Annotated in this window: 19 protein-coding genes and 1 tRNA gene; 7 read left to right on the top strand and 13 right to left on the bottom strand. The window is 68.4% G+C overall.

What is annotated here, in order from left to right:
- Positions 1 to 10: 10 nt before the first annotated feature.
- From AC07YS_RS08895 to AC07YS_RS08915, 5 genes are all read right to left on the bottom strand, one after another.
- Positions 11 to 229, bottom strand: a complete 219-nt coding sequence (locus tag AC07YS_RS08895; protein WP_062468907.1) for a hypothetical protein — start codon at positions 227 to 229, stop codon at positions 11 to 13.
- A 131-nt stretch (positions 230 to 360) separates the two neighbouring features.
- A complete protein-coding gene (locus AC07YS_RS08900) occupies positions 361 to 1,260 on the bottom strand; it encodes a ZIP family metal transporter (RefSeq protein WP_495268540.1) in 900 nt (299 codons plus the stop codon).
- A 112-nt stretch (positions 1,261 to 1,372) separates the two neighbouring features.
- Positions 1,373 to 2,272, bottom strand: a complete 900-nt coding sequence (locus tag AC07YS_RS08905; RefSeq protein ID WP_495268541.1) for a dienelactone hydrolase family protein — start codon at positions 2,270 to 2,272, stop codon at positions 1,373 to 1,375.
- A 127-nt stretch (positions 2,273 to 2,399) separates the two neighbouring features.
- A complete protein-coding gene (locus AC07YS_RS08910; protein ID WP_159277906.1) occupies positions 2,400 to 3,140 on the bottom strand; it encodes an aspartate/glutamate racemase family protein in 741 nt (246 codons plus the stop codon).
- 29 nt (positions 3,141 to 3,169) lie between these two features.
- On the bottom strand, positions 3,170 to 4,060 hold the full coding sequence (locus tag AC07YS_RS08915; protein WP_062468917.1) for a transporter substrate-binding domain-containing protein: 891 nt from the start codon (positions 4,058 to 4,060) through the stop codon (positions 3,170 to 3,172).
- 201 nt (positions 4,061 to 4,261) lie between these two features.
- On the opposite strand from AC07YS_RS08915, the gene AC07YS_RS08920 reads away from it, so the two are divergent.
- The gene (locus AC07YS_RS08920) at positions 4,262 to 5,488 is read left to right on the top strand and encodes a D-amino acid dehydrogenase (protein ID WP_495268542.1); all 1,227 of its coding nucleotides are present in this window, start codon (positions 4,262 to 4,264) and stop codon (positions 5,486 to 5,488) included.
- Here the strand turns inward: AC07YS_RS08920 and AC07YS_RS08925 are convergent.
- The 6 genes from AC07YS_RS08925 to polA form a co-directional block, all read right to left on the bottom strand.
- On the bottom strand, positions 5,421 to 6,995 hold the full coding sequence (locus AC07YS_RS08925) for a PepSY domain-containing protein (protein WP_495268543.1): 1,575 nt from the start codon (positions 6,993 to 6,995) through the stop codon (positions 5,421 to 5,423). The genes AC07YS_RS08920 and AC07YS_RS08925 overlap by 68 nt on opposite strands.
- A gap of 17 nt (positions 6,996 to 7,012) precedes the next feature.
- Positions 7,013 to 9,178, bottom strand: coding sequence for a TonB-dependent receptor (locus AC07YS_RS08930; RefSeq protein WP_495268544.1), 2,166 nt, complete (start codon positions 9,176 to 9,178; stop codon positions 7,013 to 7,015).
- Positions 9,179 to 9,296: 118 nt separating this feature from the next.
- Positions 9,297 to 9,656 (bottom strand): DUF2946 family protein, encoded by a 360-nt coding sequence (locus tag AC07YS_RS08935; RefSeq protein WP_101492588.1) that lies wholly within the window; start codon positions 9,654 to 9,656, stop codon positions 9,297 to 9,299.
- Between the two features lie 41 nt (positions 9,657 to 9,697).
- Positions 9,698 to 10,600 (bottom strand): LysR family transcriptional regulator, encoded by a 903-nt coding sequence (locus AC07YS_RS08940; protein ID WP_495268545.1) that lies wholly within the window; start codon positions 10,598 to 10,600, stop codon positions 9,698 to 9,700.
- Between the two features lie 22 nt (positions 10,601 to 10,622).
- Entirely contained in the window at positions 10,623 to 11,909 is a 1,287-nt protein-coding gene (locus AC07YS_RS08945) for a M20/M25/M40 family metallo-hydrolase (protein WP_095744265.1), read from the bottom strand.
- Between the two features lie 62 nt (positions 11,910 to 11,971).
- The gene (gene polA, locus AC07YS_RS08950) at positions 11,972 to 14,788 is read right to left on the bottom strand and encodes a DNA polymerase I (protein WP_495268546.1); all 2,817 of its coding nucleotides are present in this window, start codon (positions 14,786 to 14,788) and stop codon (positions 11,972 to 11,974) included.
- 97 nt (positions 14,789 to 14,885) lie between these two features.
- On the opposite strand from polA, the gene AC07YS_RS08955 reads away from it, so the two are divergent.
- The 3 genes from AC07YS_RS08955 (at position 14,886) to AC07YS_RS08965 (ending at position 17,384) form a co-directional block, all read left to right on the top strand.
- A complete protein-coding gene (locus tag AC07YS_RS08955) occupies positions 14,886 to 15,260 on the top strand; it encodes a hypothetical protein (protein ID WP_062468938.1) in 375 nt (124 codons plus the stop codon).
- Positions 15,261 to 15,333: 73 nt separating this feature from the next.
- Positions 15,334 to 16,383 (top strand): homoserine kinase, encoded by a 1,050-nt coding sequence (locus AC07YS_RS08960; protein ID WP_070061775.1) that lies wholly within the window; start codon positions 15,334 to 15,336, stop codon positions 16,381 to 16,383.
- Positions 16,384 to 16,553: 170 nt separating this feature from the next.
- The gene (locus tag AC07YS_RS08965) at positions 16,554 to 17,384 is read left to right on the top strand and encodes a BPSS1780 family membrane protein (RefSeq protein ID WP_095946815.1); all 831 of its coding nucleotides are present in this window, start codon (positions 16,554 to 16,556) and stop codon (positions 17,382 to 17,384) included.
- A gap of 45 nt (positions 17,385 to 17,429) precedes the next feature.
- Here AC07YS_RS08965 and AC07YS_RS08970 read toward each other — a convergent pair whose 3' ends face one another.
- Complete coding sequence (locus AC07YS_RS08970; RefSeq protein ID WP_495268547.1) at positions 17,430 to 19,883, bottom strand: UvrD-helicase domain-containing protein; 2,454 nt, start codon at positions 19,881 to 19,883, stop codon at positions 17,430 to 17,432.
- Positions 19,884 to 20,082: 199 nt separating this feature from the next.
- Here AC07YS_RS08970 and AC07YS_RS08975 point away from each other — a divergent pair, with 199 nt between their 5' ends.
- Positions 20,083 to 20,736 (top strand): OmpW/AlkL family protein, encoded by a 654-nt coding sequence (locus AC07YS_RS08975; protein WP_495268548.1) that lies wholly within the window; start codon positions 20,083 to 20,085, stop codon positions 20,734 to 20,736.
- Positions 20,737 to 20,956: 220 nt separating this feature from the next.
- Positions 20,957 to 21,934 carry a GMP reductase gene (locus AC07YS_RS08980; RefSeq protein WP_062468948.1) on the top strand — a complete coding sequence of 326 codons (978 nt, stop codon included), beginning with the start codon at positions 20,957 to 20,959 and terminating at the stop codon, positions 21,932 to 21,934.
- A 37-nt stretch (positions 21,935 to 21,971) separates the two neighbouring features.
- Here the strand turns inward: AC07YS_RS08980 and AC07YS_RS08985 are convergent, their stop codons facing one another.
- Positions 21,972 to 22,838, bottom strand: a complete 867-nt coding sequence (locus tag AC07YS_RS08985) for an alpha/beta hydrolase (protein ID WP_062468950.1) — start codon at positions 22,836 to 22,838, stop codon at positions 21,972 to 21,974.
- A gap of 88 nt (positions 22,839 to 22,926) precedes the next feature.
- Here AC07YS_RS08985 and AC07YS_RS08990 point away from each other — a divergent pair.
- A tRNA-Ala gene (locus AC07YS_RS08990) sits at positions 22,927 to 23,002 on the top strand.
- The last annotated feature ends 16 nt before the right edge of the window (positions 23,003 to 23,018 follow it).

Consider the following 23,018-nt stretch of genomic DNA (forward strand, 5'->3'; position numbering starts at 1 on the left):
GTCAGGCGAATCAGTCCGGCGCGTTCATCACGCGGTCGAACTCTTCGTCGGCCGGCACGTTGTCGGCATCGAGCTCGCTGGCATCGGTGAGGTCGATGCCCGTTTCGTCCGACAGGTCGTCGGACGCATCGGCTTCGAGTTCATCGAAGTCGTCGGCAGGCGTGCTGTCGTCATCGTCGTCTTCGGACGACGAGGCGGAGCGCGCGGTGGCATCGGCTTGGGGCGTCATGATCGAATTCCTCGGCAGATGAGTAAACGGCCCTCTATGGTGCGCCTGTTTTGCCCCTTGCGGTGGATCGACGGGCTGACGTCGGTGTCGGAAAGTTTCCCGTCTCCCGAGGCCACCCACACGCGTCGTCGTCAGTCTTTGTGGACGTGGCCGTGCTCGCCGTGTCCTTCATCGTGGCCGTGTTCGTGGCCATGCTCGCCGTGCGCCAAGCGGCTCACGAGCGTGACCAGCAGGATGCCGGCCGCGAGCCACGCGATCTGCGCCGCGGTCTGGCGCGCGGGCAGGCGCTTTTGCAGCTGCGGAATCAGGTCGGCCAGCGCCACGTAGACGAAGCTGCTGCCCGCCAGCACCAGGAAGTACGGCAGCCAGCCATGCAGCTGGTCGACCAGCCACCAGCCCGCGATGCCGCCGAGCATGGTCATCGTGCCCGCGAGCGACACCTTCACCAGCGCCGCGCGTGAATTGGCCGAGCTCTGGCGCAGCACGACGAGGTCGCCGATGTGGTGCGGCACCTCGTGCGCGAGCACGGCCAGCGCGGCCACGAGGCCCAGACGGATGTCGGCCACGAAGGCCGAGGCGATCAGGATGCCGTCGCCGAAGCAGTGCACGCTGTCGCCGGTGAGCACGGCCCAGCCGCCGCCGCCCGTGGTGGGTGGGTGGTGGTGGGCGTGGCCGTGTGAATGACCGTGATCGTGGTGATCGTGCGCTTCGCCCTTGGCGGGTGCGACGTCGCCATGGTGGTGCTCGTGCCCGTGGTGCCACAGCTCGGCCTTGTCGAGCAAAAAGAAGAACACCAGCCCGAACAGCAGCACCGCGAACAGCAGCGCGGGCTCGATGCGGCTTTCGAAGGCCTCGGGCAGCAGGTGCATGAAGGCAGTGGCCAGCAGCGCGCCGGCCGCCAGGCTCAGCAGGTGCTGCGGGTTCACGCCGCCGCCACCGCTGCGCACGCCCACGCGCAGCAGCAGGGCCGCGAGCCAGACGCTACCGATGCCGGCGACCAGGGTCGCCACGAGAATTACTATCAAATTCATAGCTGCTTGCGCAAGAGGGACGGCCGTTATGACCTTGTTCCGTTCATAAAAAGAGAAAGGCCGTCACTTCGGACGGCCTTCGGCGGCGGGTGGCTACGGGCGCCGTCTTCGGTCAGGCGACACCATTGGCTTTGAACCAGGCCGTGGCACGCTGCCAGCCGTCTTCCGCGGCGCTCTTGAGGTAGCTCGGGCGGTAGTCGGCGTGGAACGCGTGGCCTGCTTCGGGGTACACGACGAAGCTCGATGCCTTGGCCGCCGGAGTCCCACCGGCCAGAGCAGCTTTCATCTTATCAACCGTGTCAAGGGGGATGCCCTGGTCTTTTCCGCCGTACAGGCCGAGCACCGGCGCCTGCAGGCTGGCGGAGATGTCGACGGGGTGCTTGGGCTGCAATTCGCTGGCCTGCCCGACCAGCCGGCCGTACCAGGCCACGCCGGCCTTGACCTTGCCCGTGGCCGCATAGAGCCACACGATGCGCCCGCCCCAGCAGAAGCCGGTGATGCCGGCCTTGGCGGTGTCGCCGCCGTTGGCCTTGGCCCAGGCCAGTGCGCCGTCGAGGTCGGCCATGACCTGCGCGTCGGGCACCTTGGTGACGATGTCGGCCTGCAGCTTGGGAATGTCGGTGTAGCCGCGCGGATCGCCCTGGCGCGCATACAGCTCGGGCGCAATGGCCAGATAGCCCAACTCGGCGAAGCGGCGGCAGGTGTCGGCGATGTACTCGTGCACGCCGAAGATCTCCTGGATCACCAGCACCACGGGCAGCCCGGTCTTGCCAGCCGGCGCCGCGGCATAGGCAGGCACCCCGAAGCCGTTGACGGTGTACTTGATGGGGCCGGCCTTCAGGCCATCGGCCGGTGTGGTGATGGCCGTCTGCGCGGCCACCGGCAGCACGGCGGCGGCGTAGCCGACACCGAGGGCGGCCTTGAGCGCAGTGCGGCGCGTGGCCCCCTGCTCGGTGCTGTCGCCGGGGCGCAGCGAATCGAATTCGGAACGGTTGTCGTCGAAGGAGGTCATGCAAGGGCTCCGGTTGAATCGTCTGACAAGGGGGTGTGGCGTAGAAAAACGCACGCCGCAATGTAGGCGAAATCGGGCCGGGCCGTATGACCGGACCGTAAAGCAGCCGGGCCGCTTCGGGCTGCGGTCAGGTGCCGTAGGCCCGCCGTGCCAGCGCCTCGGCCAGCACCTGCGCCGGATCGACGAGGCGCAGCCCCGCCACCGCGGTCGAGCCCTGCAGGCCCAGCGGCACCTCGGTGCAGCCCATGATGATCGTGACCGGGCCGTGCCGTTCGGCCAGCCGCAGCGCGACCTCGGAGAAGCAGCGTTCGGCCAGCGGCAGGTTGCCGGCCTTCACGCCGTCGAAGATGCCGCGCATGATGGTCTGGCGCTCGTCGGCCGACGGCACATGGCAACCCAGACCGGCCTCGGCCAGCGCCTGCTCGTACAGCCGCACGCGGTAGGTGCCCTCGGTGGCCATCAGCGCCACCTCGCTCGCGCCCTGCGCGGCCAGGTGCTGCGCGGTTTCGCGCGCCATGTGCAACAGCTCGACCTGCGGAAAGCGCTCCTGCAGGTTGGCGTGCCACGCATGCGCGGTGTTGCAGGCGATGGCCACGGCGCGGCTGCCCAGCGCGGCCAGCCGGCCCAGCGCCTGCAGCATCGGTTCGAGCGGCTGGTGCGCGCCCTGCGCGTCGGAGGCCAGCGCGCCGGTGCGGTCGGGCACCGGCACCTGCGCCAGCCAGTGTTCGGGAAAGGACTGGTCGCGCACCGGCTCGCCGCGCGCACGCATCTGCTGCGCGCAAGCCTGCACGAAGAGCCGGACGAAGTCGGCGCCCGCCGCGGGGCCCATGCCCCCGAGGATGCCGACGACCTGCGTGGCTGCGACCATGTCTTTTCTCTTTCGCTCTCTCTGTGCGATCAGGTCGCTGGTTTGTCGCTGAAGGCCTTCAGGTTTTCTTTGAGCTGGTCGCTCATCGGCAGGTTCAGCGGCACGTTCTTCGGCGGGATCGGCTGCATGAACCACTTGGTGTAGAGCTTCTCGAACTCGCCGCTCTTCATCATGGCGGTGAAGGTGTCGTCCACCAGCTTCTTGAAGGCCGGGTCGTCCTTGGGCAGCATGCAGGCGTAGGGCTCGACCTGCAGCGACTCGCCCACCACTTCGTAGTCGGCCGGGTTCTTCGAGTTGGCGATGAGGCCGAACAGCAGGATGTCGTCCATGGCGAAGGCCACGGCGCGATCGCTCTCGACCAGCAGGAACGCGTCGGCGTGGTCCTTGCCGAGCACGATGTTCATGTCGAGGTTCTTCTCGGTGTTGTACTTGCGCATGACCAGCGCGTTGGTGGTGCCGGTGGTGCTGGCCACGGTCTTCTTCGCCAGGTCGGCGTAGTCCTTGATCTTGGAAGACTTCTTCGTCAAGAGGCGCGTGCCCGTGTAGAAGTGGTTCACCGCAAAGGCCACGTCCTTGCCGCGCGCGGTGTTGTTGGTGGTGGAGCCGCACTCCAGGTCGATGGTGCCGTTGGTGATCAGCGGGATGCGGTTCTGCGAAGTGACCGCCATCAGCGAGACCTGCAGGTTGGGCTTGTTCAACTTCTTCTTCACCGCCTCGACCACGGCGTTGGAGAGTTCCACCGAGAACCCGATCGGCTTGTTGGGGCCGTCCAGGTAGCTGAAGGGCACCGACGACTCGCGGTAGGCGAGCGAGATCTTGCCGGACTCGGCGATCTTGGCGAGCGTGTCGGCAGCCTGCGCGGCCGGTGCAGTGAAGAGGACCGCGGCAGCCAGGGACGCCATCAAAACGGAGAGTTTCATTCGAGCCTTCATCGGTTGGATTGAACAGACGGCCAGTGTAAGAAGGAGTGACACATCGGGACAATTCCAATTAACCCCGGGGTCATGCCCAAAGGTTATGGGCTGGGTTCTTTTGGCATTTCCGGGCACGGCGAGGGGCCCCTACAGTCGCACGCTGTCTCTTCTGTTCCCTTTTTTCTTCACTTCCGGAAAGTTGCCTCCATGCATGTGTGCGTGCTCGGCGCCGGCATCGTGGGCCTGGCGACCGCCTGGCAACTCGAGCGCCAGGGCCACCAGGTCACGGTGATCGACCGCGCGGCGCCCGGCGCGGGCGCCAGCGGCGGCAACGGCGCGCAGCTGAGCTACTCGTACGTGCAGCCGCTGGCCGATCCGTCGATCTGGACGCAGCTGCCCAAGCTGCTGTTCTCCCCCACCTCGCCGCTGAAACTGCGCCCGCAGCTCGATCCGCTGCAGTGGCGCTGGGGCCTGGCCTTCCTGGCCGCGTGCAACGCCGCGACCTCGCGCGACACCACCGCGCAGCTGCTCGCGCTGGCGGCCGCGAGCCGCACCGGCTTCGAGGCCATGCAGGCCGACATCGCGCCCGACTGCGATTTCTCCGCCACCGGCAAGCTGGTGATCTATGCCAGCGCCGCCTCGCTGGCCGGTGCGCGCGCGCAGGTCGAACTGCAGCGCACCCTGGGCAGCGAGCAGCGCATCGTCACGCCCGACGAGTGCGTGGCCATCGAGCCCGCGCTCGCGGACTACCGCGGCCAGATGGCGGGTGCGGTCCACACGCCGAGCGAGTGCGCGGCCGACTGCCTCAAGGTGTGCGCCGAGCTGATGCGCGCACTGAGCACGCGCGGCGTGCGCTTCCTGCTTGGTACCGACGTGCACGGCTTCGCGCGCAGCGAAGGTCGCGTGGTGGCGGTGCAGACGAGCGAGGGCGACATCGAAGCCGATGCCTTCGTGATGGCGCTGGGCTCGGCCTCGCACAAGCTCGGTCGCGCACTCGGCGCCTACCTGCCCGTGTATCCGCTCAAGGGCTACAGCATCACGGTCGACGTCGACCCCGCGCCCGGCGCGGCGCCGCGCGTGAACGTGACCGACAGCGCGCGCAAGGTCGTCTTCGCGCGCATCGGCTCGCGCCTGCGCGTGGCCGGCATGGCCGAGCTCGTGGGGCACGACGCGAGCATTCCCGCCACGCGCATCGAGACGCTGGCCGACGCCACGCGCGCCGTATTTCCGCGCGCCAGCCGGCTGGCCGAACTGCACCCCTGGACCGGCATGCGCCCGGCCACGCCGAAGGGCCTGCCGATCATCGGTCGGCTGCCGCATGCGCCGTCGAACATGCTGTTCAACACCGGCCACGGCGCGCTGGGTTTCACGCTGGCCTTCGGCTCGGCGCAGCGGATCGGGCAGGCGCTGGACGCGGCCCCGCCGCACGCTTGAGCTTGCGGCCCAGGCGCCGCCAGCCGATCACCACGCCGGTCAGGCTCAGCAGCGCACCGCCCACGCTGAGCACGACCAGCAGCACGTCCCACAGCGGGCGGTGCGCGAGCAGCGGCAGCCAGTCCCAGCTGTGCAGCATCGCGAACAGCCAGCGGCTCCACCGCCGCGCGCTGTCGCTGCGGCCGAGCACGGCGCCGGTCTGCGGATCGACGTGGACCCAGGTGGCGTGCGTGTCGGCGAACACCACGCGCCAGACGGGCAGCGGCTTCTCGCTGCCGCCGGTCATGGTGTGCGCGTCGCGCGTGTAGTAGTGGCTGTCGTAGGCGGTGAGCACGTCGATGCGCGCGACCGGATCAGGCAGCAGTTGCGCGACGGCGGTGCGCAGCGCCGCAGGGTCGATCTGATGCGGCTGCGCGCTGGCCGCGTCGCGCACCAGCGGCCGGCCGCTGGCGGTGTTGGCCAGCACCAACGTCTGCCCCGCCGCACGCGCCCAGCGCAGTTCGCGGATATCGCCACGCGTTGACGCCAGCAACGCGGCGGGCGTTGCATCACCAGCTTCAACAACGAGCGGCCCGCCCTGCATCGCCGCCATGCGCAATGCCGGCGCACCGCTGTCGAACACGCGCCAGGGGTTCATCGACATCAGCCCGCTGAAGATCCACGTCAGCGTGACGAGCGCGAACAGCAGCCCGCTGATGTGATGCCAGCGCATCATCGTGCCCTGGTACGGCGAGTGCGAGCCGCTCTTGTAGGTGCGCCGGAAGCGCCAGCGCATCACGCCCACCACGGTGCCCGTGAGCGTGACGGCGATGCCGACGATCGACAGCCAGTTGACGATGTCGGCCCAGTAGCGGTCCAGGCCCGTGCCGCGCAGCGGGTAGAGCCAGTGAATCCATGCACCGGCGTAGTTCCACAGCCGCTCGGCACGCGGCGCGTCGCGCACCACCTCGCCGGTGCGGCCCGAGATGTACAGCCGCGTGGCCTGCGCATCGGCCAGGTCGATCACGTGCAGCGGGCGGTGCGCGTCGAGCCCGCGCGAATGGGTGAAGGCGTCTTCGTCGATGGTGCCCCGGTACTGGAGCACCACGCCCTCGCCCCCATAGGCCTGCGCGCTCACGAGTGCACGGGCGCGGTCGACCTGGCGCAGCACGGCGCCGGTCTGCGCATCGACGACGACCACGCCGCGACCCGGCGGCGACCGGCGCGCGCCAGGTTCTGCCGCGCTCGCCGGCACCGCGAGGTACACCGCCTGCCCGCCGCTGGCGACCGCGAGCCGCAAGTCTTGCAACGGCCCCGCGATACCGGCCGCATCGAGCGCCTGCCGCGGCCCCAGCAAGGGCGCCTTCGCATCGAGCGGCGGCAGGTGCTGCAGACGCTCGGCCTCGGTGAGCTTGGGGTAGCCCACGTACATCATCACCACGCCCGAGACGAACCACATCGCGAAGAAGGCGCAGACGACCACGCCGAGCCAGCGGTGGATCAGGAACAACCAGCGTTTGGCATGCATGGCGGCGCTCCTTCGGTTCAGAAGCTCACGCGCACCGACACATCGGCCGTGCGCGGCGCGCCGAGGTAGGCGAAGCCGGCACCGACGTTCGCGGCGTACACGCGGTCGGTCGCGTTGCGCACGCGGCCCACCAGCGTGACGTTGCGGTTCACCTGCCAGCTCAGCCCGAGGTCGAGCAGCGTGTAGCCGGGCCAGTGCATCGTGTTGGCCGCATCGGCGTACACCCTGCCCACATGCCGCACGCCCGCCGTGGCCTGCAGGCGCGGCGTGATGGCGTACGACACCCAGAGGTTCGCGACCACCGCCGGCGTGTTGGTCGGCGTGCGGCCCGCGAGCGACACGCCGCCCTGGCGGAACTGCTCGTAGCGCGCATCGACGTAGGTGAGGTTGCCCTGCAGCGACCACTGCGGCGTGGGCTGCAGCCCGAGCGCCAGCTCCACGCCCTTGGACGACTGCTCGCCGACCAGCACCGTGAGCGCGCTGTTGGCCGGGTCCTGCGTCGCGATGTTGGTGCGGCGGATGCTGTAGGCCGCGAGCGTGGCCGTGCCCTTGCCCTGCCAGAAGTCGAGCTTGGTGCCGACCTCGACCTGCCGGCCGGTGGTGAGCTCGCTGTTGTTGCGCACGTCGGCGAACGAGGCGGTCGAGAGGACGCCCGACGGCGGATCGGCCGCCGTGGCGTACTGCGCGTACAGGTTGGCGCCGGGCGCGAAGTCCCACACCAGGCCGATGCGGCCGGTGGTCGGCCGGTAGCCGCGATGGAAGGTGGCCGGGTTCGCCGCGTCCACCGTGCGGCGGTTGACCAGGTCGAGGTCGATGCGCTCGTGGCGCAGCGCCGTCACGAGGTGCAGCGACGGCTGCAGCGCGGTGCGGTTCTCCAGATACAGCGCGGTGGTCCGCACCTTGTTGTCGCGGTCGGGGCGGAAGCCCGGCGTCATGCCCGGCACGTCGAAGAAGCGCTCGGTGGCAAAGACGTACGGGTTCACCGTGCTCACGGTGCCGGGCAGGCTGTTGGGGAAGCGCGTCTGACGGTTCACGCTGAAGTCGAGCCCGAAGGACCAGTCGCTCTTCAGCCCGCCGAGCTGGCCCTTGTAGATGCCTTCGACGCGGTTGCCCCACACGTCCTGGTCGTGCCGCTGCAGCAAGGCGCCCGAGCGGATGACGGCCGTGTTGCGCGCGTTGTAGCGGTAGTTCTCGACGTTGCGGTAGTCGCGCAGCGCGTCGTAGGCATAGAAGGTGTTCTTGAACTGCAGCGCGTCGCTGGCCTGCCATTCGGTGACCGAGCGCAGCCACTGCACGCGCTGCGCATAGAGACCGTCGGCACTGTTGTAGTTCTTGAAGCGCGTGCCGCGGTCGATGCGCATCTCGCCACCCGCCGGGTTCAGCACCGGCGTGCCCCAGTAGGGCCGCGTGACGTCTTCGTCCTGGTATTCGTAGGCCAGCGTGTGCTTCAGGCCGCCGCCGAAGTCCGACAGCAGCGAGGCCGCGAGCTGCGTCGATTGGCTCTTGGTGCCGTCGGTCCAGCCGTGGGCGTCGCGGTGGTTCACGTCGATGCGCGCGTAGTGGCTGCCCGCGCCGCCGTCGCCGGCGATGCGGCGGTTCAGGCCGAAGGAGGCCTCTTTCAGGTTCTGCGTGCCCAGGCGCAGTTGCGCTTCGGCGAAGTCGCTGCGCTCGGGCGCCTTGGTGATGTAGTTGATCGAACCGCCCAGCGCGCCCGAGCCGAACAGGAAGCTCGACGGGCCGCCGATGGCCTCGACGCGGTCGTAGATCCAGCTGTCGACCGGGCGCGCCGCGATCGAATACTGCAGGTTGATGCCGTTGAACAGCTGCGCGATCGAGCCGCTGCCAAAGCCACGGTAGCTCACGCCGACGTTGCCGGGCGCGTCGTGCGCGGTCACGCCGGGCACGGCGCGCAGCGCCTCCTGCGTGTTCTGCGCGCCGCGCGCATCGAGCACCGCGCGATTCACCACCGTGACGGAAGCCGGCGTCTCGCGCGGGGTGAGGCCCAGGCGGCTCGCGGTGTCGGCGGGCGTGTCGAGGTCGAGCCGGCCGTTGGGGCGCGGGGCGTCGTCGGCCACTTCGATCGGGGGCAGCGAAGACACGGCGGTCTGGGCATTGGCAGGCGCATGGACGGCGCCGAACAGGGCAAGCAGCCCCAGGGCGGGGGCACGGGAAAGGGTGGGCATGGCATCTCTCTTGCGACGGCGCTGGCGAAAACAAATGAAGCGCAGCGCCGGCCGCACAACGACCGGGAACGCACCGCGCGGCCCGTTCAGGCGGCGTCAGGTGCAGGAACGACGAAGCTCAGGAGAGATGCGTGGGCGGCGCTCGCGCCGGCGGCGGCGAAGCCGTGGCTGCCGCGAGGCGGGCAGCAGGAATCGATTGCAGCGCGCGGCCCAGCGGCAGCGGCGTGGGCAGCGTCACCTGCACGGTGGCAGGCGGTGGGCCGGAGACCATGCACAGCGGGCAGTCCATGGCCGCCATGCCGACTTCGGTCGCGCCGTCGTCGCCCTGCACGATGAGCTTGACGGTGCCCGCCGCGGAACACACGAGTTCCATCGCCTGCGGGTTCACGAGCGGCGATGCGCCCGCAATCAACAGCGACGCCATGAACCACGCCAGCACCAGGCGGTGCATTGCGCAGAAGGTTCGAAGGGCGTGCATGGGCGCGGATTATGGCGCGAGGCGAATGCCCCGCATCTTTCTCAGGCGGTCTGCTCGATCGCTTCGCGCATGCAGCGCGTGATGCCGCGCACCGCCACCGAATCGGGCCGGCCCGCGAAGCGCAGCGCGCGCACCGGCACCGGAATGTGCGGCTCCAGCGTGAGCACGTCGACCTTGGCGCGGTCGGCCGAGCGCGCCGTGCAGCCGTCGACCAGCGCCACGCCCAGCCCGTGGTGCGCCATGGCCAGCGCCGCGTGGTAGGTCTGCACCGTGACCACGGCCTGCTGGAAGCCCACGCCCGCCTGCCGGCAGGCCTGGCTCAGGCTGGTGCCGACCGGGTCGCGGCCGTCGAGGCCGATCACCGGGCGGTCGATGAGGTCGTGCAGCGCCACCGAGCCGTTGCGCACCAGCGCGCGCGGCAGCATGCCCTTGGGCGCGATGCACACCATGCGGCTGTCGGCCAGCGTCTCCTGCGTGAGCGAAGGGTGCACCGCGGGGCTGAAGGCGAAGCCCACGTCGGCCTCCTGCAGCAGCAGCGCCGACATGATCTGCGGCGAGTGCAGCGACTCGACCGTGATCGCGTAGCCCGGGTGCATCTCGCGGAAGGCCTTGAGCGCGCGCGGCAGGATTTCGTAGCTCAGCGCGAGCACGCTGAGGATGCGCAGCTCACCCGTGTCGTTGCCCGCGCGCAGGTTCGCGGCCAGCCGCTGCACCTCGTCGAGCTGCGCGAACAGCCGCTCGATGTGCGGGTACAGCGTGAGCGCCTCGGTGGTCGGCGTGAGCCGCCCCTTGGCGCGCTGGAACAGCGGAAAGCCCAGCTGCAGCTCGGCATGCTGCAACGTGCGGCTCACGGCCGGCTGCGTGATGTTGATGAGCCGCGCGGCCGCGCTCACGCTGCCCGCGAGCATGATCGCGTTGAAGACCTCGATGTGGCGCAGCCGCATGGCCGACAGCGGTCGGTGGCGGTCAGCGGACGGTGGTCTTGCCGGTGGCGATGTCCATCACCATGCGCACACCCAGATAGAGGCGCGGCTCGATGGAGTCGATCAGCACGTACTCCGCGTCGGCCGTGTGCGCGCCGAAGCCTTGCAGGCCGAAGCGCTCGATGACCGGCGCCTTGGTCTTGAGCGAGGCGAACGCCGCGTCGGTGCCGCCACCGGCGGCCTTGTCGTCGGCGCCCAGCGGGCGGCCCAGCTCGTCCTTGTAGATGGCCTGCGCGTGCTTGGCCAGCGCGCGCGACGCGTCGGTGGCCTCGAGCGGCGGACGGCGGCGTTCGAACTTCAGCTCGACCTTGGCCTCGGGCACCAGTTGCTTCTTCACGCGCTCGTTCACCTGCTGCTCGATGCGGTCGTAGTCGGCCACCTTGAGCACGCGCACGTCGGCGCCCGCCGTGGCGCTGGCCGGGATCACGTTGCGGTTGGTGCCCGACTTGGAGATGGTCCAGTTCATCTTCAGGCCCGTGGACGGGTCGGACAGGTCGCGCATCTGCAGGATCTGATGCGACAGCTCGTACAGCGCGTTCACGCCCAGCTCGGGCGCGGAGCCCGCGTGCGAGGCCTTGCCCGCCACGTTCAGCGTGACCGAGGCGATGCCCGCAGTGGCCAGCGAGAGCTTGTCGTCCTTGATGGAGGCGCCCTCGAACGACAGCACCGCATCGTGCTCGCCGCCCAGCTTGGTGAGCAGCGCGCGCGAACCGGGCGAGCTGATTTCCTCGTCGCCGTTGATCAGCACGGTGAGCGTGCCGTAGTCCTTGAATTTCAGCGCCTGCAGCATCGACACCAGGTGTGTGATGACGGCCACGCCCTGCTTGTCGTCGGCAATGCCCAGGCCGTAGGCCTTGTCGCCGTCGACGCGGAACGGCTGCTTGTTGAGCATGCCCACGGTGTAGACCGTGTCCATGTGCGCGATGAGCATGATCTTCTTGGTGCCCGTGCCCTTGAAGGTGGCGCGCACCACGCGGCCGATCTTCTCGGGCGTGTCTTCCATGCGGTAGGCGTCGGCGCTCGGATCGATGAGCTCGACCTCGCCGCCCAGCGCCTTGAACTTGGCGGCGATGAGGTCGGAGATTTTCTCGAGGCCTTCGATGTCGCGGCTGCCCGACTCGATGGAGACCAGCTCCTTCAGCGTCTCGAGCAGGGCGGGCTTTTCCTTGGCGGCCAGCGCGGCGATGCGGGCATCAGGGGCTGCGGAAGCGGTGCCGAGGAAGGCCGCGCAGACGGCGGCGAGCAGGAAGGTGCGGGGCTGGAGTTTCATGGAGGTGCTTCTTCTTTCTTCGGGATGTCTCGTTGGGTCGTGCGAACGTGGATCAGTGAGGATCAGTGGGCCTTGTCCCAGTTGGGACCGACGCCGATCTCGGCGAGCAGCGGCACCTTGAGCGCCGCCACGCCGGCCATCAGGCGCGGGATTTCGGTGCGCACCCATTCGACCTCGGCCTCGGGCACTTCGAACACCAGTTCGTCGTGCACCTGCATGATCATCTTGGTGGCACGCTTTTCTTCGTCAAGCACGTTCTGTACCTTGACCATGCTGAGCTTGATGAGGTCGGCCGCCGTGCCCTGCATCGGCGCGTTGATGGCCTGGCGCTCGGCCGCCTTCTTGCGGGGGCCGTTGCCGCCGTTGATCTCGCTCAGGTAGAGGCGCCGGCCGAACACGGTCTCGACATAGCCCTTGTCGCGCGCGAACTCCACGATCTGGTCCATGTAGGTCTTCACGCCTGGGTAGCGCGCAAAGTAGCGATCGATGTACGAGGCCGCGGCCTTGGTCTCGATGCCCAGGTTCTTCGCCAGGCCGAAGCTGCTCATGCCGTAGATGAGGCCGAAGTTGATGACCTTGGCATAGCGGCGCTGCTCGCTCGACACCTGGTCGGGCGTGGTGCCGAACACCTCGGCGGCCGTGGCGCGGTGCACGTCGACGCCGTCGGTGAAGGCGCGCAGCAGCGACTCGTCGCCGCTGATGTGGGCCATGATGCGCAGCTCGATCTGCGAGTAGTCGGCGCTGGCGATCACGCTGCCCGCCGGTGCCACGAAGGCCTCGCGCACGCGGCGGCCTTCGGGCGTGCGGATCGGGATGTTCTGCAGGTTGGGGTCGTTGCTGCTCAGGCGGCCCGTGACGGCCACCGCCTGCGCATAGTGCGTGTGCACGCGGCCGGTGCGCGGGTTGGCCAGCTGGCCGAGCTTGTCGGTGTAGGTGCCCTTGAGCTTCGAGAGGCCGCGGTGCTCGAGGATCTTGGCGGGCAGCGGATAGTCTTCCGCCAGCTTCTCCAGCACTTCTTCGTCGGTGCTGGGCGCGCCGCTCGGCGTCTTCTTGACCACGGGCAGGCCCAGCTTGGTGAAGAAGATTTCGCCGATCTGCTTGGGCGAACCGAGGTTGAAGGGCTGGCCCGCGATGTCGTAGGCCTCCTGCTCCAGCGCCATGATGCGCGTGCCCAGGTCGTGGCTCTGCGCGGCCAGCGTGGGCGCGTCGATCAGCACGCCGTTGCGCTCGATGCGGTACAGCGCCTCGCTCGAATCCATTTCGAGCTGGTAGATGTAGGCCAGCTTTTCTTCCTTCTGCAGCAGGGGCCACAGCGCGTGGTGCACGTCGAGCGTCTGGTCGCTGTCTTCGCACGAGTACTCGGCGGCCTTGGCGATGTCGACCTGGCTGAACGAGATCTGGTGCGCGCCCTTGCCGCACAGGTCCTCGTAGGAGATGCCGCTGCGTCCCAGGTGGCGCTCGGCCAGGGACGACAGGCCGTGCGGCTTGTTCACTTCGAGCACGTAGCTTTGCAGCATGGTGTCGTGCGCGTAGCCCTGCACCTCGATGCCGTGGTTGGCGAACACGTGGCGGTCGTACTTGATGTGCTGGCCGAGCTTTTTCTTGTCGGCGTTCTCGAGCCAGGGCTTGAGCCTGGCGAGCACCTCGTCGATGGGCAGCTGCGCGGGCGCGTCGGGGTAGTTGTGCGTGAGCGGAATGTAGGCCGCTTCGCCCGGCGTGACGCTGAAGCTGATGCCCACGATCTGCGCGACCATTTCGTCGAGCGAGGTGGTCTCGGTGTCGATGGCCGTGAGTTCGGCGGCCTCGAGCCTGGCGAGCCAGGCGTCGAACTGCGCCCATTCCATGATGGTGTCGTACTTCAGGTTGCTCGCGGGCGCGGCGGCCTCTTGCGCCTCCAGCTCGGAAGGCTCGTCGAACAGGCCGCCCTGGTCGCGGTCGGCCTTCGAAGCGGCCTTCTTCTTGGCGTTCTCTTCGATCAGCTCGGGCGGCACTTCCTGCGCTTCGAGCGACTTGACCAGGCTCTTGAAACCGAACTTCTCGTAGAAAGGCTTCAGCTCGGCGGTCTGCGGCGCACCGACGGGCAGGCCTTCGAGCGAGGGCAGGCCTTCGACAAAGCCGTTCAGGTCGCAGTCGGTGCGGATGGTGACGAGGCGCTTGCTCAGCGGCAGCTTGTCGAGGGCCTGGCGCAGGTTCTCGCCGGCGGCGCCCTTCACTTCGGCGGCGCGTTCGACCAGCGCATCGAGCGAGCCGTATTCGAGCAGCCATTTGGCCGCTGTCTTGGGGCCGACCTTGGGCACGCCGGGCACGTTGTCGACCGTGTCGCCGATGAGCGTCTGGTAGTCGACCATGAGGCTGGGCGGCACGCCGAACTCGGCCGTCACGCCGGCGATGTCGCGCTTCTTGCCGTTCATCGTGTCGATGATGGTGATGTGCTCGTCGACCAGCTGGCTCAGGTCCTTGTCGCCGCTGGACACGATCACCTCGACGCCCTGCGCGGCCGCCACCTTGGCGAGCGTGCCGATCACGTCGTCAGCCTCGACCTCGGGCACGGTAATCACCGGCCAACCGAGCAGCCTGACGACTTCGTGGATGGGGTCGATCTGGCTGCGCAGGTCGTCGGGCATCGGCGAGCGGTTGGCCTTGTACTCGGGGTACCAGTCGTCGCGGAAGGTCTTGCCAGGGGCGTCGAAGATGCAGGCCGCGTAGTCGGCGCGCACCTCGCGGCGCAGCGCGGTCATCATGTTGATCATGCCCCGGATCGCCCCGGTGGCCGGGCTCTTGGGGTCGCCGGGCACGGCGCGCAGATCGGGCATCGCGTGGAAGGCCCGGTACAGGTAGCTCGAGCCATCGACGAGCAGCAGCGTTTTCTTGTCGGTCATCGGGGCATTTTGCCGTGCCCGGACCGGCGTCCGGAACGACACCAGGGTCGGCTGGCGGCCGACACGCCGCCAGCGGGTGCACGCCTACAATCCGTGCATGCCTAGCTCCCCACTCCTGGTCGCCCGCCGCATCCTGCTGGCGCTGGCTTTCGCCACCCCCGTTGCCGCCCTCGCGCAGGCGCCGGCCGCGCCCGCCGCCAAGCCGGCCCCGGCGGAACCGCTACAAAATCAGGAGCAGGCCGATGGCCGGCGCAACCAGAAGGTCGAGCACATCCACACGGAAGACAGCGGCGCCTCGGTCGACGAGGTGCGCTACGGCGGCCGCACGCAGAGCATCAACGTCAAGCCCAAGTCGAACATGCCCGGTTACGAAGTGCTGCCCAACGACGGCGGCAGCGCCCGCCCCGGCACGACCGGCGACGCGAACAGCGGCGGCAACGGCCCGCGTGTCTGGAACGTGCTGAAGTTCTGACCGTGACGCTGTCGTTCTCCTTCCCGCCCTCCCTCTTTTCTCCCGCAGCCGCCGTCCGGCGCTGAGCATCGCCATGGCAGTTTTTACCGAAGTCCAGTTCGGCGAGGCAGACGCGCTCGTCCAGCGCCTTGGCATGGGCGCCCTGCGCGAGCTGCGCGGCATCGAGGGCGGCATCGAGAACACCAACTACTTCGCCACCACCGAGTCGGGCGAGTTCGTGCTGACGCTGTTCGAGCGCCTGAGCGCCGAGCAACTGCCGTACTACCTTTGCCTCATGAAGCACCTGGCCGGTGCCGGCCTGCCGGTGCCCGCGCCCGTGGCCGACCCGGCCGTGGCGCCGCCGACCGGCCATGCGCTGTCGATCCCCGCGCAGGCGCCCTGCGAGCTGCTGCACCGCGTGGCCGGCAAGCCGGCGGCGCTGGTGCAGAAGCTGTCGGGCCGCAGCGAGCTGGCCCCCACGGCCGCCCACTGCGCTGAACTGGGCGCCATGCTGGCCCGCATGCACCTGGCCGGGCGCGACTACCCGCGCATCCAGCCCAACCTGCGCGGCCTGTCCTGGTGGAACGAGACCGCCCCGGTGGTGCTGCCCCACATGGACGAGGCGCAGTCGGCGCTGCTGCGCGCCGAGCTGGCCTACCAGAACCATGTCGCCGAATCGTCGGCCTACGCGGCGCTGCCGCGCGGCCCGGTGCATGCCGACATGTTCCGCGACAACGTGATGTTCGCGACCGGCGGCGAGCCCGATGCGCCGCCGCGCCTCACGGGCGTGTTCGATTTCTACTTCGCCGGCACCGACACCTGGCTGTTCGACCTGGCCGTGTGCCTGAACGACTGGGCCATCGACCTGGCCAGCGGCCGGCACGACGCCGCCCGCGCCGACGCCCTGCTCGCCGCGTATGAGAGCGTGCGCAGGCTGAACGCCTCCGAGCGCGCCCTGCTGCCCGCGATGCTGCGCGCCGCCGCGCTGCGCTTCTGGATCTCGCGCCTGTGGGACTTCCACCTGCCGCGCGAGGCCAGCATGCTCAAGCCCCACGACCCGACGCACTTCGAGCGCGTGCTGCGCGAGCGCGCCACCCACCCGCACGCCATCGCCCACGTCTTAGAGCCGGCGCTGGCAGCCTAAAGAAGGTGTGACCGAACCCGCCATGCCCGCTCATCCCGCCCAGACACACCCACTCTGCGTTGCAAATGCTCGCCATAGCCCAAGCTATGGCTGCGCTTTGCGCCTTGATTGGGCGCGTCTGGGCGGCCTGCTCGGCCACGCCGGATTCCTTCACACCTTCTGACCCCCACATGAAACTCCACCTCGTGCCGGCGCGCACCGGCTTCGACTGGGTCCGCCTCGGACTCAAGACCTTCTGGCGCCAGCCGTTGGCCTTCATCTCGCTGTTCTTCCTGCTGATGGCGATGATCTCGACGGTGTCGATGCTGCCGCTGCTCGGCAGCGTGCTCGCACCGATCCTGCTGCCCTTCATGACCCTCGGCCTGATGGTCGCGACCTCGGTGGCTGCGACCGACAACGCCGACGGCCTGGGCAACGCGGGCGACCAGGGCCGCCCCACGGGCTCGGCCATGTTCATCGCGGTGTTCGACGCCATGCGCACCGAATGGCGCTCGCTGGTGGTGCTGGGCGTGATCTCGGCCGTGTACTTCGTGCTGGCCGTCACGCTGACGGCACTGGTCGACGGCGGCCAGCTCATGCGCGCCTACCTGTTCGACGAAGCGGTGACGCCCGAAGTCATGAAGAGCAGCGAGTTCCTCACGGCGCGCACGCTGCTGATGTGCCTGAACCTGCCGCTGTCGCTGGCCATGTGGCATGCGCCGGCGCTGGTGCACTGGCACCGCGTGGAGCCGGTGAAGAGCGTCTTCTTCAGCATCGTCGCGCTGTTCCGTAACTTCGGCGCCTACGCGCTGTTCGGCCTGGCATGGTTCGGCGTGTTCATGCTCGCGGGCATCGCCATCGGCCTGCTCGCCACCGTGCTGATCGGCGTCGGCGCCATGGGCTCCGACGGCGCAGCCCTGGCGATCGGCAACATCCTGATGATCGGCACGGCACTGGTGCTGGCGGCCATGTCGCTGGCCTCGACCTGGTTCACCTTCCGGGACAGCTTCGACGCGAACTGAGAGGGCATCGCCCGCTGCCCTTTCGGGCAAGCGGGACCGCCGGCCTCAGACCGGCGTGAGCTTCGCCACCGACAGCGCCAGCCACTTCACGCCGTGGCGCGCGAACTTCACCTGCGCCCGCGCGTCGTCGCCGGTGCCTTCGAGCGCGGTCACCGTGCCCTCGCCGAACTTGTTGTGGAACACCTGCATGCCTGAACGTAGGCCGTGCGACGGCGCGGTCTTCTGCGGCGGCACGGGCGGGCTGGCGAAGGTGTCCTTGCCGGCGCTGCTGCCGCCACCACCGTAGCGGTTGCCGCCGCCTCCTCCACCACCGTAGCCACCGGCACCGCCGCGCGTGCTGCCGTAGCCGCCGCCATAGCCGAAGGCCGAAGGCGCAAAGCCCTGGTTCTTCGGCGTGAGCCACTTGAGCGCGCCTTCCGGCAGCTCGTCGAAGAAGCGGCTCTTGACGTTGTAGCGGGTCTGGCCATGCAGCATGCGCGTCTGCGAATGGCTCAGGTACAGGCGCTTGCGGGCGCGCGTGATCGCCACATACATCAGGCGGCGTTCTTCCTCGAGGCTCTCGAAATCGCTCATCGAGTTCTCGTGCGGGAACAGGCCCTCTTCCATGCCGGTGATGAACACGCAGTCGAACTCCAGGCCCTTGGCGGCGTGCACGGTCATGAGCTGCACCGCGTCCTGCCCGGCCTGCGCCTGGTTGTCGCCCGACTCGAGGGCCGCATGCGTCAGGAAGGCTGCGAGCGGGCTCAGCGTTTCGCCGGTTTCGGCATCGGGTGCGAGCGGCTCGTCGAGCACCGGCCGGTTGGGGTCGAGCCCCTGACTGGCGGGCGACTGGCGCAACTCGTCGACCGGCAGCGCCACGGCGTCGCGGCCGAAGCCTTCCTGCGTGACGAAGCTTTCGGCCGCGTTCACGAGTTCGTCCAAGTTCTCGATGCGGTCGGCGCCTTCGCGGTCGGCCTTGTAGTGTTCGACGAGGCCGCTGTGGTCGAGCACCAGCTCGATGATCTCGCGCAGGCTCACGCCTTGCGTCTGTTCGCGCAGCACGTCGATCTTGGCGACGAAGGCCGTGAGGTTCGAGCCGGCCTTGCCGCCGACCGCGCTCACCGCGTCGTGCAGCGAGCGCCCGGCGGCGCGCGCCGCGTCCTGCAGGCTTTCGAGCGTGCGTGCGCCGATGCCGCGCGGCGGGAAGTTGACGACGCGCAGGAAGCTGGTGTCGTCGTCCTTGTTCTCGAGCAGGCGCAGGTAGGCCAGCGCATGCTTGATTTCGGCGCGCTCGAAGAAGCGCAGGCCGCCGTACACGCGGTACGGCACCGAGGCGTTGAACAGCGCCGTTTCGATCACCCGGCTCTGCGCATTGCTGCGGTAGAGCACAGCCATTTCCTTGCGGTCGAAGCCGTCGCGCGCCAGCTGGCGCATTTCCTCGACCATCCACTGCGCTTCGGCGAGGTCGGTGGGCGACTCGTACACGCGCACGGGCTCGCCCGGGCCTTGGGTCGTGCGCAGGTTCTTGCCCAGGCGCTTCTTGTTGTGGCTGATGAGCTCGTTGGCCGAATCGAGGATGTTGCTGTAGCTGCGGTAGTTCTGCTCCAGGACGATCTGGCGGCGCACGTCGAACTCGCGCACGAAGTCGGTCATGTTGCCCACGCGCGCGCCGCGGAAGGCGTAGATGCTCTGGTCGTCGTCGCCCACGGCGATCACGCTGTTGTGCTCGCCCGGCGTGAAGTGGCCGCCGGCCGCCGTGTGGCCCGCGAGCATCTTCAGCCATGCGTACTGCAGGCGGTTGGTGTCCTGGAACTCGTCGACCAGGATGTGGCGAAAGCGCCGCTGGTAGTGCTCACGCACGGGCTCGTTGTCGCGCAGCAGCTCGTAGCTGCGCAGCATCAGCTCGCCGAAGTCGACCACGCCTTCGCGCTGGCACTGTTCTTCGTACAGCTGGTAGAGCTCGACCTTCTTGCGGTCGTCGTCGCTGCGGGCTTCGATGTCACCGGGGCGCAGGCCGTCTTCCTTGGCGCCGGCGATGAACCATTGGGTCTGCTTGGCCGGAAAACGCTCGTCGTCGACGTTGAACTGCTTCATCAGGCGCTTGATGGCCGAGAGCTGGTCCTGCGTGTCGAGGATCTGGAAGGTCGAGGGCAGGTTGGCCAGCTTCCAGTGCGCGCGCAGCAGGCGGTTGCACAGGCCGTGGAAGGTGCCGATCCACATGCCGCGCACGTTCACTGGCAGCATCGCGGTCAGCCGCGTCATCATTTCCTTGGCGGCCTTGTTGGTGAAGGTGACGGCCAGGATGCCGCCAGCGGACACCTGCCCCGTCTGCAGCAGCCAGGCGATGCGGGTGGTGAGCACCCGCGTCTTGCCGGAGCCGGCACCGGCAAGGATGAGGGCATTGCCCGCGGGCAGCGTGACGGCAGCAAGCTGCTCGGCGTTGAGGTTGTTCAGCAACGGCGAGGCAGGGCCGCCCGTATCGGCTGCGGACGCGCCGGAAAACAGGTCGTGAGGGAGCATGGGTGCCATTGTAGAAAGCTGCCCCGCCCAGGGCCCCGCCGAGCGCGCTTGCCCCTGCGGGCATGACCTGGATCAAGGCCGGGCCCGCTGGCGTGCACCGGCCCGCCGCGCTTGCGGCAGATCAAGCGAGGCGGCCATGCCCGGCGGGAGACTGCCTCTCAGTTGCCGGCCCTGCGCGCCGGCCGTCACTGGAGAACCCATGCCCAAGAAACTCGCCCCCGCCTGCATCGCCGCCCTGCTCGGCGCCATGGTCGCCCTGCCGGCCGCAGCGCAGGACACTCAGGGCAACTGGCTGGTGCGCGCCCGCGCCGTGTACCTGAAGCCGGCGAACCACTCGGCCCCGGTGGCCGACCTGTCGATTCCGGCCGATGCCATCACGGTCAACAGCAAGACCATCCCCGAGTTGGACGTCACCTACTTCTTCACGCCGAACATCGCCGCCGAACTGGTGCTGACGGTGCCGCAGAAACAGACGGTCACCGTGCAACAGAGCGCGCTGGGCGGGCCGGTGGACATCGGCACCTTCAAGCACCTGCCGCCCTCGCTGATGCTGCAGTACCACTTCATGCCCACCGCGAAGATCCGGCCCTACATCGGCGCGGGCCTGAACTACACGCGACTGAGCAGCGTCAACCTGCAGGTGCCGACGGTCGGGCGCCTGCAGCTGCAGAACGAGAGCTTCGGCCTCGCGCTGGGCGCCGGCGTCGACATCGAGGTGGCGAAGAACACCTACCTCAACATCGACGTGAAGAAGCTGCGCATCCGCAGCGCCGTGAACATGGACGGCGTGCAGCTTTCGACCGTGAAGGTCGACCCGTGGCTGTTCGGCGTGGGCATCGGCTACCGGTTCTGAGGAAGAAGCGCACCGCGGTCGTCGGGTATACGCAGCAACCCATAGGGTCAATACGCCCCGGCAACTTGCGCATCATCGCCATGGCCGTAAAATCAATCACCGGGCCCAAGTTTCTTGCGTCCGGTTTTTTTTGGCCGTCATTTTCATGACGCGACCACGAGAACCGGCCGGACCAAGCGCTCATTCGTTCCACTCAACGATTCCTTTCTGGAGCCTGGTCATGCAAATCTTCGATTACGACAACATCCTTCTGCTGCCACGCAAATGCCGCGTGGAAAGCCGCTCGGAATGCGACGCCAGCGTCACGCTGGGCGAGCGCACCTTCCGCCTGCCGGTGGTGCCTGCCAACATGAAAACGGTGGTCGACGAGTCGATCTGCCTGTGGCTCGCGCAGAACGGTTACTTCTATGTGATGCACCGCTTCGACCTGGACAACGTCCAGTTCGTGAAGGACATGCAGGGCAAGGGCGTGTTCGCCTCGATCTCGCTGGGCGTGAAGAAGCCCGACTACGACACCGTCGACCAGATGGTGGCCCAAGGCCTTGTGCCCGAATACATCACGATCGACATCGCGCACGGCCATGCCGACAGCGTGAAGAACATGATCGGCTACCTCAAGGCCAAGCTGCCGAAGTCGTTCGTGATCGCCGGCAACGTCGGCACGCCCGAAGCCGTGATCGACCTGGAGAACTGGGGCGCCGACGCGACCAAGGTCGGCATCGGCCCGGGCAAGGTCTGCATCACCAAGCTCAAGACCGGTTTCGGCACGGGCGGCTGGCAGCTGTCGGCGCTCAAGTGGTGCGCGCGCGTGGCCACCAAGCCCATCATTGCCGACGGCGGCATCCGCGACCACGGCGACATCGCCAAGAGCATCCGCTTCGGCGCGTCGATGGTCATGATCGGCTCGCTGTTCGCGGGCCACGAAGAGTCGCCGGGCAAGACGGTCGACGTCGACGGCACGCTCTTCAAGGAGTACTACGGCTCGGCCAGCGACTTCAACAAGGGCGAATACAAGCACGTCGAAGGCAAGCGCATCCTCGAGCCCATCAAGGGCAAGCTGGCCGACACGCTGGTCGAGATGGAGCAGGACGTGCAAAGCTCGATCAGCTACGCGGGCGGCCGCACGCTGATGGACATCCGCAAGGTCAACTACGTCACGCTGGGCGGCGACAACGCCGGCGAACACCTGCTGATGTGAGCGCGACGGGCGGCCCTCTGCCCGCCCGTCTTTTCTTTCAGGCCTCGAGCAGTTGCACTGCGTAGCGGTGCAGCGCGTGCGCCGGATCGGCCAGCGCATCGACCACGCCGAAGTGGTCGAGCCCCGGCAGCACCTCGCACACCGGCACGGTGTGTCGGCCCCAGGCCTCGCGGATCATCGCGTTGTGGCGGATGAACTCCGCACTCTCGTTGCCCCCCACCGCCGCATAGAGCTGGCCGCGCGCCGGCGCAGGCCACAGCGCCGGGCTCGCGCGCCGCGCGTCGGCATCGGTGAGCTTCAGCGTGTGCTCGAGGAAGGGCGTGCGCTGCAGCGGACGCAGGTCGAACAGACCCGAGACCGACAGCGCATTGCGCACGAGCTGCGCGGGCAGATCGGGCGCGACCGCCTTCCAGTCGCAGGCCAGCAACGCGGCCGCCATGTGGCCACCGGCCGAATGCCCCGCGACGGTGATGCGCGACGGGTCGCCGCCATGCGCCGCCACGTGGCGCCAGGTCCATTCCAGCGCCCGCACCATCTGCAGCAGGATGCCCGGCACCGTCACCGGCTGGTCGACCGGGCCCGGGCACAGCGCGTAGTTGGGCTGCACCACGCAGATGCCGCGGTCGTGGAAGGCGGGGCTGATGAACGAGTGGTCCTTCTTGTCCATGGCGCGCCAGTAGCCGCCGTGGATGAAGACCAGCACCGGCGCATCGGGCACGGGCGCCGGAAAGACGTCGAGCGTTTCGTTCGGTCCGGTGCCGTAGGGCACGTCGATGCGGCACGGCAGCGTGTCGCGCGCCGCGGCGGAATCGCGCCCCCAGCGCGCGAAGTACGCGGGGTGGTCCTTCACCCGCGCCAGGTTGTTGTACATGCCTTCCAGCCAGGCGGGGTCGTGCGCTTCCATGCGGTGTTTGCTCCTTGTTTTTCCGGGGCGCATCTTGGCACGGCCGCGTGCATGGAAATGCGCGGCTGGATAAAATGTGGCCTGTGTTGGGGGGGTAGCTCAGCTGGGAGAGCGCCGCGTTCGCAATGCGGAGGTCGGGAGTTCGATCCTCCTCCTCTCCACCAACCGACCCAGCAAAAA

Source organism: Variovorax sp. GW458-11-26-14-LB1, from assembly GCF_059423965.1.

Excerpts from the sequence above, each read along its gene's own strand:
- AC07YS_RS08930 (WP_495268544.1), bottom strand. The coding sequence starts at position 9,178 with ATGCCCACCCTTTCCCGTGCCCCCGCCCTGGGGCTGCTTGCCCTGTTC.
- AC07YS_RS08895 (WP_062468907.1), bottom strand. The coding sequence starts at position 229 with ATGACGCCCCAAGCCGATGCCACCGCGCGCTCCGCCTCGTCGTCCGAA.
- AC07YS_RS08975 (WP_495268548.1), top strand. The coding sequence starts at position 20,083 with ATGCCCAAGAAACTCGCCCCCGCCTGCATCGCCGCCCTGCTCGGCGCC.
- AC07YS_RS08920 (WP_495268542.1), top strand. The coding sequence starts at position 4,262 with ATGCATGTGTGCGTGCTCGGCGCCGGCATCGTGGGCCTGGCGACCGCC.
- AC07YS_RS08935 (WP_101492588.1), bottom strand. The coding sequence starts at position 9,656 with ATGCACGCCCTTCGAACCTTCTGCGCAATGCACCGCCTGGTGCTGGCG.
- AC07YS_RS08970 (WP_495268547.1), bottom strand. The coding sequence starts at position 19,883 with ATGCTCCCTCACGACCTGTTTTCCGGCGCGTCCGCAGCCGATACGGGC.
- AC07YS_RS08985 (WP_062468950.1), bottom strand. The coding sequence starts at position 22,838 with ATGGAAGCGCACGACCCCGCCTGGCTGGAAGGCATGTACAACAACCTG.
- AC07YS_RS08965 (WP_095946815.1), top strand. The coding sequence starts at position 16,554 with ATGAAACTCCACCTCGTGCCGGCGCGCACCGGCTTCGACTGGGTCCGC.
- AC07YS_RS08900 (WP_495268540.1), bottom strand. The coding sequence starts at position 1,260 with ATGAATTTGATAGTAATTCTCGTGGCGACCCTGGTCGCCGGCATCGGT.
- polA (WP_495268546.1), bottom strand. The coding sequence starts at position 14,788 with ATGACCGACAAGAAAACGCTGCTGCTCGTCGATGGCTCGAGCTACCTG.
- AC07YS_RS08910 (WP_159277906.1), bottom strand. The coding sequence starts at position 3,140 with ATGGTCGCAGCCACGCAGGTCGTCGGCATCCTCGGGGGCATGGGCCCC.
- AC07YS_RS08955 (WP_062468938.1), top strand. The coding sequence starts at position 14,886 with ATGCCTAGCTCCCCACTCCTGGTCGCCCGCCGCATCCTGCTGGCGCTG.
- AC07YS_RS08940 (WP_495268545.1), bottom strand. The coding sequence starts at position 10,600 with ATGCGGCTGCGCCACATCGAGGTCTTCAACGCGATCATGCTCGCGGGC.
- AC07YS_RS08945 (WP_095744265.1), bottom strand. The coding sequence starts at position 11,909 with ATGAAACTCCAGCCCCGCACCTTCCTGCTCGCCGCCGTCTGCGCGGCC.
- AC07YS_RS08915 (WP_062468917.1), bottom strand. The coding sequence starts at position 4,060 with ATGAAACTCTCCGTTTTGATGGCGTCCCTGGCTGCCGCGGTCCTCTTC.
- AC07YS_RS08980 (WP_062468948.1), top strand. The coding sequence starts at position 20,957 with ATGCAAATCTTCGATTACGACAACATCCTTCTGCTGCCACGCAAATGC.
- AC07YS_RS08960 (WP_070061775.1), top strand. The coding sequence starts at position 15,334 with ATGGCAGTTTTTACCGAAGTCCAGTTCGGCGAGGCAGACGCGCTCGTC.
- AC07YS_RS08905 (WP_495268541.1), bottom strand. The coding sequence starts at position 2,272 with ATGACCTCCTTCGACGACAACCGTTCCGAATTCGATTCGCTGCGCCCC.
- AC07YS_RS08925 (WP_495268543.1), bottom strand. The coding sequence starts at position 6,995 with ATGCATGCCAAACGCTGGTTGTTCCTGATCCACCGCTGGCTCGGCGTG.